This window comes from Enterococcus sp. 12C11_DIV0727 (assembly GCF_002148425.2).
Lineage (GTDB): Bacteria > Bacillota > Bacilli > Lactobacillales > Enterococcaceae > Enterococcus_L > Enterococcus_L lemimoniae.
The window spans coordinates 3,207,833-3,220,682 of the sequence record NZ_CP147248.1; the positions used below are offsets into that span (position 1 = coordinate 3,207,833).

Below are 12,850 nucleotides of genomic sequence, written 5' to 3' on the forward strand. Positions count from 1 at the left end.
ATGCTTGGAAGTATTCAAGACTAATAAACTTCATAACTTAGTATGGTTTTTTTTATTATGGAATGATACACTAAACAGAAAATGATAAGTTTAAGGCGGTATTTTGATTTGCAAAAGTTTATAAAAAATAATTATGTGTTTTATGTTGGCTTGTTTGTTTTGGCAGTTATATATCTTTCAAATTTCGATGTAGATTTGAGTTCAGATGACGGTTGGTTTATGACAGTACCTAGAGAGTATAGTTTTTTAGGATTTCTTCAATGGCGCTACTATCATTGGTCTGCACGACTGTTTCCAGAAGCGATGTTGTATCTGATATTTTTAGTTCCTCTAATTGTCCATCATTTAATCAGTGCTTGTGCTTGGCTGCTATATAGCTATTCTCTCGTCCGAATAGTTGTAGGAACTATTAATCGAAAGAATTTTTTAGTGGCTTTTTTATCACTTGGATTTATGAATATTTTGGTCATGAAGGATTCAATTTTTTGGATTACAGGAGCTATTAATTATCTTTGGCCGTTAGCGTTAGGTTTATTTGCTATGATTCCTTATGCAGATAGTTTTTTTAGAAATAAAAAAACAGCTATCTGGTTATATTTAGTTCCAGCCTTTATTTTCTCTTTTTCAAATGAACAGTTGATAGCATGTGTTATTGGTGTTGTTTTGATTTATCATGGCACTATGTTGGTCATGAAGAGAAAGGAAAATTATTTTCTATATATCCCAACGGCATTTTTTGTTACCGGGTTTAGTTTTATGTTTCTAGCGCCTGGAAATAAGGGGAGGATGCAGCAGGAAATCGGGATGTGGATGCCTGATTTCAAAGAGTTATCTCTGTCTTCTAGAATTTTACGAGGTAGTTCATGGTTGTTTGAAGGTTGGCAGACGAAATTGTTATTGCTGTTTATCGTTATACTGGTGATTTCCCTTTTTATCGATTCTTCAAAACTGCTAGCTAAAATCACTACAGGATATACTGTGGTTTTAGGGCTGCTACTGTATAATTTTCCTAATAAATTAACTAATTTTAAACTTATAAATGAAAGTGGCTGGATTGGCCAATTGAAGTCAGGCAACATTCTGAATGGGACTGTTATAGGTGCAATCTTACCTTATCTATTGTGGACTGGATTCTTTGCTTTGGTTATTGGATTTTCTTTATCAATTGCGAAGCAAAAGGTTTTTATAGGGTTAAGTTATAGCGCCTCATTATTATCCTCGATGTTAATGTGGTTTTCACCAACGATGTATGCATCTGGTGCTAGAGTGTTTATGTGTTCCTCAGTTTTTCTACTGATTATTCTATTTCTACTTTATCAGCAATTTAGAGCGGTCAATGAGGAAAATAAAAATAAACAACTATTGTTTTACGCTTGTTTTATACCGGGGATAAACTTATTTTCAGTGCTTTTTTTAAGGTGAATGAACAGTTAGTCTATCACTTGGTGAAAAATGGTACTTAAGGAAGAAACATTTATCTATGGTTTCAGAAGGTAAGGCAAAAGTATTTTTTACTTTTACCTTACTTTCTTTTATTTTAATACAAATTAGATGAAAAAGACTTATTATAAAGGATTTACTGTGTTTTTTTAGTTTTATGTCAGAAAACCTAACATAAATCATTGACAATAGAAAAAAGTCTTGCTATCCTATATCTAATCTATTAGCTAAGTAGGCTAGCTTCGTGAAAAAAAGAGAAAATCAGTCTGTGGGAAAAAGCGCCTTAAACCTATTTTCTTATTTTTCGATCGAAATTGAACGAGCCTGTTACACATTTAAACAAAGAGAGGGGGGTGGATATGAGAGAGAAGGAACTGAGAAGATCAATGTCGGTTTTTCCAATTGGTACAGTCATGAAATTGACTGATTTATCAGCACGTCAAATCCGATATTATGAAGAGCAGGATTTGATTCATCCAGAAAGAAGCGAAGGAAACCGTCGCATGTATTCACTAAATGATATTGATGTCTTATTGGAAATCAAAGATTATTTATCAGATGGTCTAAACATGGCAGGGATCAAACGCGTCTATGAAATGAAGTTGGAAGAACAAATGCATGCGCAAGAATCAACCAAACCGCTAACGGATGAAGATGTTCGGAAAATTTTATATGACGAACTTATTTCTCAAGGTGGACTTACTCAACAAAATCCATTCCAATCCAGAGGACCAAAATTGTAATAGTTGAGATTCATACAAAAAATGAAGGACGTGAAGGAATAATATGACAACGAAACAAAACACAGTAGAAGATATCAAACGAATTGCCAAAGAAGAGAATGTTCGATTTTTACGATTAATGTTTACAGATATTATGGGAACAATCAAAAATGTGGAAGTTCCAGTGAGCCAATTAGACAAAGTATTAAGTAACAAAATGATGTTTGATGGGTCTTCTATTGAAGGTTTTGTGAGAATTGAAGAGAGTGACATGTATCTGTATCCAGACGTATCAACATGGATGATTTTTCCATGGGAAAGTGATCACGGGAAGGTTGCACGTCTGATTTGTGATATTTATAATCCGAGTGGCGCTCCGTTTGCAGGAGATCCTCGTGGAAATTTAAAACGAGCACTTGCAGATATGGAAGAACTTGGTTTTACTTCATTTAATCTTGGACCTGAACCAGAATTTTTCTTGTTCAAATTAGATGATGATGGGAAAATCACAACAGATTTAAATGATCGAGGCGGTTACTTCGACTTTGCCCCAACCGATCTTGGCGAAAATTGCCGTAGAGATATCGTTCTTGAGCTAGAAAGCTTAGGCTTTGAAGTGGAAGCGTCTCATCATGAAGTAGCACCGGGGCAACACGAGATCGATTTTAAATATACAGATGTTGTTGAAGCGTGTGACAATATTCAAACGTTTAAATTAGTGGTTAAAACAATCGCTAGAAAACATGGACTACACGCAACATTCATGCCAAAACCTTTATATGGAATCAATGGTTCAGGCATGCATTGCAACATGTCATTATTCAAAGGAAACGAAAATGTTTTCTTTGATGAAAATGGTCCAATGCAACTAAGTCAAACTGCATATCATTTCCTTGGTGGATTGTTGAAACACGCACGCGCTTATACAGCAGTTTGTAATCCAACCGTCAATTCTTATAAACGTTTGGTACCTGGTTACGAAGCGCCAGTATATGTTGCTTGGAGCGGGCGTAATCGTTCACCACTAGTACGTGTTCCAGAATCACGTGGACTTTCAACTCGTTTAGAATTACGTTCAGTTGATCCTTCAGCAAATCCATATTTAACGATGGCAACTTTGTTACAAGCGGGGTTAGATGGTATCAGAAATGAGATCGAACCCCCAAAGGCTGTGGATCGTAACATTTATGTGATGAATGAGGAAGAGCGAAAAGAAGCACAAATTCATGATTTACCTTCAACACTGCATAATGCTATTAAAGAATTACGCAAAGATGACATAATGGTCAATGCATTAGGAGAACATATTTTTGTAAACTTTGTTGAAGCCAAACGCATGGAGTGGGCTGCTTTCCGTCAAACCGTTTCTGAATGGGAAAGAGAACAATATTTAGAGCTGTATTAATCATTGAGTGGCTAAACCAGAAATTGGTTTAGCCGCTTTTTTATAGAGATCAATCAGTTAAAGTCAAAAAAGTGTGCTATAATTATAAATGAGAATCATTATCAATTAAACTTGAAAAGGAGAGAAACTCATGATTGTTCAAACTGTTGCATTTGTAATAAAAAAAGAGGGTAGAGAAAGATTTGAAGGCAAAACAAGTAAAGATGTTGCTTCGATGCTAGAATTTCCTGGTTGTTTATCAAGTGAATGTTGGTTTTCGGAGGATAAGGATACCTGTGAGTTTATGTTAGTTTCCAAATGGGAAAGTAAAAAAGATTTTCAAAATTGGCTAAAACGCCCAGAACACTTGCAGGAACATCGTGATGCACATAAAAACAAAGAGACCAAGTCGTCCATTGTTTTAGAAAAAACGAGAAAAAGCTATGAAGTTTCGGCTTAAAAATAGTAGGAACCTGAAACAAAAAATTGTTTTGGTTTTTTTTATATTCCTGAATTGTTCAAATAAATGTGATTTTAATCAAAAAGCGGGTATAGTAGAATTCAAATGAACGATAAGGAGAAAAGATATGCAGGATTCAAAATTCTCTTCGATGACTCTTAAAAAAATAGAAAACGTTCAGCAACAAGGCTGGGATGATGCTGCTCTTGCTATCTACATAAAAAAAAGAGAAGTAAATGCATTAGAAGCTGATCAAGCAATTTTTTTAATTGGTTCTGAGCTCTATACAGAAATGTTCGATCAAAGTCAGCTTTCGGCTCATGTCAAAGTAATGTTAGTGATTAACCATTTGGGTGGCTATCAAGATGAATTAGGTGATTTGCAATTTACAGCTTCAGAATATAATTTTTGTGATCAAATGCCGCCAGGGGCACCTTTTTTAGATAGCTATGCCAAGGCTGTTCAGTGTGCTTATCCGAACGGTCTGTTCATTGCTTCGACAGATAAAAAATTATCAAAAATAGCACTCAAAAAGAAATACGCAAAAGAAACAAAAATCCATCAGTTCAGAAATCAACTAGATAAATCTAATGTTCAGTATGTGGAAAACTATAAAGTCAGACATGGTTTGAAAAATGATGAAACAGCCATCAAAATGATTCTTGGGGATAACTGGCTGTATGCGGATCCTCAATATCATAATCGGGCCCATTTAGGCAGTGATATCATGATAGATGATCTTACAAAAGGAAGAAGAAGCTTAGCTAAAAAAGGTTTAATCAAGAAAATCAGAAATCATGGTTTTTACCGCAAAATTTTATCTACAGATTATCATAGTGAGTTTATCATGGATGAGCAAGGCCGACTCTTAAGTCAATGGACTAAACAAATAAAATCAAAAGCTCAACTTGAAAGTGCGATCGTCAATGGCGAATCGTTTAACTACGGAGAACGACCGGGGCTAGATCAATATCAGACACACGATAAACTTGATGGAAAACCGCCAAGATATTTTGACACAACTAAGCGAAATGAACTGAAACAAGATTGGCTCTCACCGATAGATGATTGGTTTTACCAGCTAGTTAGAAGATTATCAGAAAAAGGATTGAAGTATCAAAAAAGAACAAGGAATAAACGTTAAGGTTAGAATCCAATCTTTTATTTTTCACAAAAAATCTTTTTAAACTAAAGAGAGAAAGCTAAATAATAAATAAGTTTGTGAAATATTTTCACAAACTGTTTTAAATTTGAACGGCTTCCGTTATAATGGAGAAGAATATGCGTGCAACTATTCTACTTTTAGATAGAAGGATGATGACGATTATAATGAGAAAAATGAAGACGATGGATGGAAATACAGCAGCCGCATACATCTCCTATGCGTTTACTGAATTAGCCGCTATTTATCCAATTACACCCAGCTCAACAATGGCTGAACTTGTTGATCAGTGGTCAGCAGAAGGCAAACAAAATATTTTTGGACAACCTGTTAAAATCGTGGAAATGCAATCAGAAGCAGGTGCTGCTGGCGTTGTCCATGGATCACTAAAAACGGGTGCGTTAACGACTACATATACTGCTTCACAAGGTTTACTATTGATGATTCCAAATATGTATAAGATTGCCGGTGAACTGTTGCCGTCAGTCTTTCATGTTGCTAGCCGAGCTGTGACGACCAATGCTTTAAACATTTTTGGTGATCATGGAGATGTAATGGCGGCCCGTCAGACTGGTTTTGCTATGTTAAGTGAAAGCAGTGTACAAGAAGTGATGGATTTATCTGCAGTTGCTCATTTAGCTTCGCTGGAGTCTAGCGTTCCCTTTATCAACTTCTTTGATGGGTTTCGGACAAGTCATGAAATTCAAAAAATCGAAGTATTGGAGTACGACGAACTAGCACCATTAGTAGACCAAGAAAAATTAGCCAACTTCCGCAGTAGAAGTATGAATCCAAATCATCCTTCAGTTAGTGGTACAAACCAAAATCCAGATATCCATTTTCAACAACGTGAAACAATCAATAGCTATTACGAACAAATTCCAGCTATTGTGAAAAAATACATGAATGAAATCAACGAACTTAGAGGAACAAACTACGATCTAGTGACATATTATGGAGCTGAAGATGCAGAAGAAGTGATTGTTTCAATGGGATCTGCGGCTCAAGCGATCGAACAGACAATTGATTACTTAACAAAACAAGGCAGAAAAGTCGGCTTCTTAAATATCCACTTATATCGCCCGTTTCCTATTGAAAACTTTTTAGAGAAAATTCCTAAAACAGTTAAAGCAATCGGTGTAATGGATCGAACCAAAGAACCAGGAGCTGGCGGAGAGCCTTTACTTTTAGATGTTCAAAGTGCGATGTATGAATCAGAGCTGCGCCCAATGATTATTGGGGGACGTTATGGACTAGGCTCAAAAGATGTTTTACCAAATCAAATCGTTGCAATCTATGATGAGTTATTAAAAGATAAAAAAGCAGCAAAATCTCGTTTTACGATCGGGATCGTAGATGATGTTACTTATACATCACTTGATTGCGGTGAAGCGTTAGATTTAACCAATCCTAAAACGTATCAAGCAAAATTCTGGGGCTTTGGCTCCGATGGGACAGTTGGTGCAAATAAATCAGCAATCAAAATCATTGGTGATCATACTGATAAGTATGCCCAAGGCTTCTTTTATTACGACTCTAAAAAATCAGGTGGGTTAACCGTCTCTCACTTGCGTTTTGGTGAAACACCGATTCGTTCAACCTATTTGATTGAACATGCCGATTTTGTTGCGTGTCATACAGCAGCGTATTTAAATACGTATGATTTAGTAAAAGGCTTGAAAAAAGGCGGTACTTTTTTACTTAATACCGTTTGGAATGATGAACAATTAGAACGATTCTTACCGACTAAATTGAAACGTTATTTAGCTGAGAATGAGATTGAATTTTATACGATCAATGCTGTTAAACTAGCAAGTGAAGTTGGTTTAGGTGGACGGATCAATACGGCAATGGAAACGGCATTCTTCAAATTAGCAGATATCATGCCGTTTGATGAAGTCTTGCCGATCTTAAAAGAAGAAGCATTTAAAAGCTATGCTAGAAAATCGATGTCTGTTGTCGAAAAAAATGTTCAAGCCATTGACCGTACTGTGGAACTGTTGCATAAAGTTGAGGTTCCAACTGCTTGGAAAACGATTGAAGTAAAACCGAAAATTCGCCAAGCAAACGTAACAGATTATGTCCATGAAATCGTAGAACCGATCAATCGTCAAGAAGGCAATGAACTTGCTGTTAGTGCGTTTATTAAAAATGATATGACAGATGGACGGATGCCACTAGGAACAACGGCTGTGGAAAAACGCGGGATCGCTGTTGAAGTACCGGAATGGAATAGTGATCGTTGTACGATGTGTAATGAATGTGCATTTGTTTGTCCGCATGCGGCTATTCGACCATTTTTAGTAGATGACGAAGAAATGGAAGAATCACCAGCTGGCTATATTGTTAGAGAAATGCGTGGAGCACATGGCTTGAAATACCGCATTCAAGTTTCTGTGGAAGACTGTACTGGCTGTGGACTTTGTGTGGATGCTTGTCCAGCTAAAGGCAAAGCCCTAGTCATGAAACCATACGAAGAACAAAAAGAACAAGCTATGAACTGGGCCTTTTCTATGACGTTGAAACAAAAAGAAAATCCAGCAAAACCAAACACAGTTTTAGGAACACAATTCAATAAACCTTTATTAGAATTTTCGGGTGCTTGTTCTGGTTGTGGTGAAACACCTTATGTGAAACTATTGACTCAAATGTTTGGTGATCGCATGATGATTGCAAACGCAACCGGCTGTTCTTCCATCTGGGGTGGGGCGGCACCAGTCGCACCTTATACAACCAATGATGCAGGTCAAGGACCAGCTTGGTCTAACTCATTGCTAGAGGATAATGCAGAATTTGGTTATGGAATGCTTTTAGCCAGTCAAACACGTCGTGAACATTTAGCAATGAAGATGAGTGAAGCCATGGAAGATGTTTCACCTGAATTGAAATTGTTGATGGAAGACTGGATCAATCATATGCACACAGGTGAAGGAACACAACAGCGTGCAGCAAAACTAAAAGCTGCTTTGCTTGCTGAAAAAACTGGGCAACCTTTATTAGAAGCAATCTATGCAGATAATGATTTATTTGTAAAAAACAGTCAATGGATGATTGGTGGAGACGGCTGGGCTTATGATATTGGCTATGGTGGGATCGATCATGTGCTTGCTAGCGGGGCAGATGTGAATATGCTTGTTTTAGATAATGAAGTCTATTCTAATACAGGTGGGCAGACATCAAAAGCCACACCAGCATCTGCAATTGCTAAATTTTCGGCTAGTGGGAAATATGTTTCTAAAAAAGACTTAGGAATGATGGCAATGACTTACGGGAATGTCTATGTAGCTCAAATTGCCTCAGGTGCTAATCAAATGCAGACTATCAAAGCTTTTGAAGAAGCAGAACGGTTCCCAGGTCCATCAATTATCATCGCCTATACACCATGTATCACTCATGGCCTAGCCGGTGGTATGAGTAAGACTCTGGAAGAAGCAAAAGAAGCAGTTCATTCTGGTTATTGGTCCTTATATCGCTATAATCCAGAGTTGAGAGAATCAGGAAAAAATCCAATGACTTTAGACTACAAAAAACCGAATTTTGAAGAGATGCAAAGTTTTATGCGCAAACAAGTTCGCTTTTCTTCATTAGAATCTACACAGCCAGCGTTCGCAGGTAAACTTTTTGAGAAAACGGTCGATGATGCCAAAAATCGTTTTTACAATTATGCTCGTATGGCTGGTCAAGAGGAAAAAATTCGGGCAAAATTAGAAAAAACAACGGATGAATCCGTTACTGAAAAAGCACCTCGCGTGAAGAAAGAGCGCGTAACTGATCCGGAAGCTGAAGCAAAAAGAGCGGCGAGAAGAGCAGAGCGTGCGGCAAAACGCGGAAAAATAGAAGAATAAATAATGGATTTGATTTAGAATGGAAGAATTTAGGCAGCTAAGTCTAATTCTTTCATTTTTTTTAGTTAAATTTTTCTATCGATTGCGCTCATCCTGTAACCAAGTAAAAGATTATGGTATACTAATTAAGAAATCTTCAGAGAGAAGTGAGGTTTATGATGTCTTTTCAACTTAGTCAATTATTTGATTTAAATTATTGGCGGCAATTGATCTCATCAGATTTCTTGTCGCGTGATTATATTATTAATGTTATCGATATTCTGGTAGTCTGGTATCTTGTCTACAAGTTGATCATGCTGGTTAAAGGAACGAAAGCGGTTCAGTTGTTAAAAGGGGTCGCTGTGTTCATTGTGATTCGAATATTGAGTGAAATTATTGGACTACATACGTTATCTTGGTTGATGAATCAAGTCATCATGTATGGTGTTATCGCAGCAGTAGTGATTTTTCAGCCGGAAGTTCGGCGAGGCTTGGAACATCTTGGTAGGAGCTCATTTTTCCGTACGAGTAAATCTGAGCAACAGGAAGATGAAAAAATGGTACTTGCGTTTGATAGGGCAATTCAATACATGTCAAAACGAAAAATAGGTGCCTTGATCACGGTAGAACGAAATACAGGCTTAGATGAATATATCGAAACTGGAATCGATTTGGATGCGGATATTTCAGGGGAATTACTGATCAATATCTTTATTCCAAATACACCGTTACATGATGGCGCTGTGATCGTCAAACAAGGGAAAATTGCTGTAGCAAGTGCTTATCTGCCTCTATCTGAAAGTAATCTGATTCCCAAAGAATTTGGTACTCGCCATAGAGCAGCGGTTGGGATCAGTGAGGTTAGTGATGCTGTGACCATTATCGTGTCGGAAGAGACCGGGGATGTTAGCTTAACCTTGAACAATGATTTGATTTCTAGACTCAGCCGAGAAGAATACTTAAAAATACTTAGAGCAGAATTAGTACCTAAAGAAGAAGGCAAAGATAAAAAGAACCTTTTGCAGCACTTTCTTGAAGGTGTATCGAAAGGGGCGAAAAAGAAATGAAAAAGCCCTCCCAAAGTAATTGGTTTTCGAGTTTATTAGCCTTATTGTTTGCCTTGTTGTTGTTTTTTAATGCCAATGCATCTGGGAGCATGTCCAATGTGTCTGGTACAAATCAAATCTACGATGAAATGCTTTATAATATTCCAGTTCAAGTAGAGTATGATCAAGATAAGTATTTTGTTTCTGGCTATGAAGAAACGGTTAATGTTCATTTGAGCAGTGCCAATCGAATTCAACTGAATTTGGAATCGAATGAAGATACTAGAAATTTCCAAGTGGTCGCTGATTTGACTAAAACACCACTAGGGACTTCTGAGATTCAATTAAGAGTCAAAGGCTTGAGTACGGCTGTGAAAGCTGAAATCGAACCAAAAACAATTACTGTAACAGTAGAGAAAAAAGTAACAAAATCATTTAGTGTAGAAGCACAAATACCAGAAACAATCGAAGCAGAAGGTTATAAAGTGGGAAAAGTAGCTGTAAGTCCTAAAACGGTCGAGATCACGACCGGAGAAGAGACTGCTAAAGCAATCAACCGTGTAGTGGCACCGTTATCCAATGTTAAACAATCAGTTGATACGATCAAACAAACAGTGAATGTTCAAGCACTTGATAGTAAAGGACAAGTATTAAGTATTGAAAACCCGGCACCGCAAGTCAAAGTGGTTGTTGATTTATCACTACCATCAAAAGAAGTCGGTCTAACAATTAGTGCCACTGGTTCACCACCGTCTAGCGTTGAGCATTATACTTTTACTCTTTCAGAGCAAAAAGTTGAAATCAGAGGAACAAAATCTGTTTTGGATGCGATCAATACAATAGAGCTACCCGTTGATGTCAGTAATATAAAGTCATCAATGAAAAAAACAATAAAGATCCCAACAAATGCTGATTATATTGTTTCTCCTGAGGAAGTAGAAGTAACAATCAATCCAGTTTTTGTAGGAACCAATACTAGTTTTTCTGAAACAAGCGGAGGACAAAGTTCAACAACAGCAAGTTCAAGTCAAATGATACCGAATCCTTTGCCGTCAAGTGAAAGCCCAGCAAGTTCGTCCAGTACATCGAGCACATCAAGTTCGACTAGTAGTGAAAGTACTGTGGCAAATGATATAGAAAACGGGAGTAGTTCAGAGCCAGTGAATTAAGTTGATTGATTAAAAAATTAGGATTCTTTTGAAGTTGATTCAATAGAGTACTTGAGACTGTTTAGTAAGTAGAAGGAGAGTTATAATGGGTAAATATTTTGGAACAGATGGTGTTAGAGGCATTGCCAATAAAGAATTAACACCAGAATTAGCATTTAAATTAGGCCGCTTTGGCGGATATGTTTTAAGCCAGCATGAAGATTCAACTCGTCGACCAAGAGTATTGGTCGGTCGTGATACAAGGATTTCAGGACAATTATTAGAACAGGCTTTAATTTCAGGTTTGTTATCTGTTGGGATCGAAGTGTTCCAATTAGGGGTAATCTCAACGCCAGGTGTAGCTTATTTAACAAGACTGCAAAAAGCATCAGCAGGAGTTATGATCTCAGCTTCTCATAATCCAGCAGAAGATAATGGTATCAAGTTTTTCGGTTCAGATGGGTTTAAATTGGTCGATGATCAAGAGCTTGAAATCGAAGCATTACTAGATGCCGAAGAAGATAACTTACCGCGACCTTCAGCAGAAGGTTTAGGATCACTGGATGAATTTCCAGAAGGACTACTAAAATATTCGCAGTTTTTAGTTCAGACAATTCCAGATGACTTGGCTGGTTTGACTGTTTGTATCGATGCAGCAAATGGTGCAACTGCAACGTCTGTCAATCGTTTATTCGCAGATTTGGAAACTGATTTTTATACTATGGGGACAAGCCCAAATGGTTTAAATATCAATGACGGTGTAGGCTCAACACATCCTGAAACATTAGCGGAAATGGTTGTTGAAAAAGGGGCAGACGTAGGTTTGGCTTTTGATGGCGATGGTGATCGAATCATTGCAGTTGATGAATTAGGTAATATCGTTGATGGCGACAAGATCATGTTTATTTGTGCGAAGTATCTTGCTGAAAAGAACCGTTTGAAAAAAGATACGATCGTTACAACTGTCATGAGTAATTTAGGCTTCCATAAAGCTGTTGAAGCTGCTGGAATGAAAGATGTGATTACTCAAGTTGGTGATCGTTATGTTGTTGAAGAGATGCGTAAAAATGACTATAATTTTGGTGGAGAGCAATCAGGTCATATGATTTTCCTTGATTACAATACAACCGGGGATGGCATGCTTTCAGGTATTCAATTATTAAATGTGATGAAACAAACTGGTAAAAAACTATCAGAGCTTGCTTCTGAGGTAACTGTTTACCCACAAAAACTGGTGAATATCAGAGTAACAGATAAACATGGTGCGATGGATGTGCCAGCAATCAAAGAAATCGTTGAATTGATGGAAACAGAAATGAATGGCGATGGTCGTATTTTAGTTCGTCCTTCTGGGACTGAGCCATTATTACGCGTGATGGCTGAAGCACCAACGCAAGAGAAAGTTGATTATTATGTGGATAAAATCGCTACTGTTGTAAAAGCAGAAATTGGCGTAGGCTAATCAATAGTTAAAGAGATAGGCTAAGATATGGCTCAGAGAGTGATACCTTAGCCTATCTTATTTGTTTAAAAAAAAAACGAATAATAAAGGATTTATTTTAGTAAACGTTCGATAACCTTATTGACAGAATAAACAGAAAAAGGTACTATGTTTGAGAATTGATAAGAAAGAGTCCTTTGCTTTCAATCAATTCTTTGAATAA

9 protein-coding genes are annotated in these 12,850 nt (G+C 37.1%); all 9 read left to right on the forward strand.

Annotated features, from left to right (window positions below; all coding sequences use genetic code 11):
• Positions 1-108: 108 nt before the first annotated feature.
• The 9 genes from A5866_RS15290 to glmM all read left to right on the forward strand — a co-directional run bounded on the left by A5866_RS15290 (position 109) and on the right by glmM (position 12,648).
• Positions 109-1,422, forward strand: coding sequence for a DUF6056 family protein (locus A5866_RS15290; RefSeq protein WP_086444916.1), 1,314 nt, complete (start codon positions 109-111; stop codon positions 1,420-1,422).
• Positions 1,423-1,799: 377 nt separating this feature from the next.
• Positions 1,800-2,183 (forward strand): MerR family transcriptional regulator, encoded by a 384-nt coding sequence (locus tag A5866_RS15295; protein ID WP_086280397.1) that lies wholly within the window; start codon positions 1,800-1,802, stop codon positions 2,181-2,183.
• 43 nt (positions 2,184-2,226) lie between these two features.
• Complete coding sequence (gene glnA, locus A5866_RS15300; RefSeq protein ID WP_086444915.1) at positions 2,227-3,567, forward strand: type I glutamate--ammonia ligase; 1,341 nt, start codon at positions 2,227-2,229, stop codon at positions 3,565-3,567.
• Positions 3,568-3,697: 130 nt separating this feature from the next.
• On the forward strand, positions 3,698-4,006 hold the full coding sequence (locus A5866_RS15305) for an antibiotic biosynthesis monooxygenase family protein (RefSeq protein WP_086444914.1): 309 nt from the start codon (positions 3,698-3,700) through the stop codon (positions 4,004-4,006).
• Positions 4,007-4,133: 127 nt separating this feature from the next.
• Complete coding sequence (locus tag A5866_RS15310; protein ID WP_086444913.1) at positions 4,134-5,150, forward strand: DUF3114 domain-containing protein; 1,017 nt, start codon at positions 4,134-4,136, stop codon at positions 5,148-5,150.
• Between the two features lie 185 nt (positions 5,151-5,335).
• A complete protein-coding gene (gene nifJ / locus A5866_RS15315) occupies positions 5,336-9,013 on the forward strand; it encodes a pyruvate:ferredoxin (flavodoxin) oxidoreductase (protein ID WP_086445578.1) in 3,678 nt (1,225 codons plus the stop codon).
• A gap of 158 nt (positions 9,014-9,171) precedes the next feature.
• A complete protein-coding gene (gene cdaA, locus A5866_RS15320; RefSeq protein ID WP_339099689.1) occupies positions 9,172-10,059 on the forward strand; it encodes a diadenylate cyclase CdaA in 888 nt (295 codons plus the stop codon).
• Complete coding sequence (locus A5866_RS15325; RefSeq protein ID WP_086444911.1) at positions 10,056-11,207, forward strand: CdaR family protein; 1,152 nt, start codon at positions 10,056-10,058, stop codon at positions 11,205-11,207. Before cdaA ends, A5866_RS15325 begins: the two co-directional genes overlap by 4 nt.
• 85 nt (positions 11,208-11,292) lie before the next feature.
• Positions 11,293-12,648 (forward strand): phosphoglucosamine mutase, encoded by a 1,356-nt coding sequence (glmM, locus tag A5866_RS15330; RefSeq protein WP_086444910.1) that lies wholly within the window; start codon positions 11,293-11,295, stop codon positions 12,646-12,648.
• Positions 12,649-12,850 lie beyond the last annotated feature (202 nt).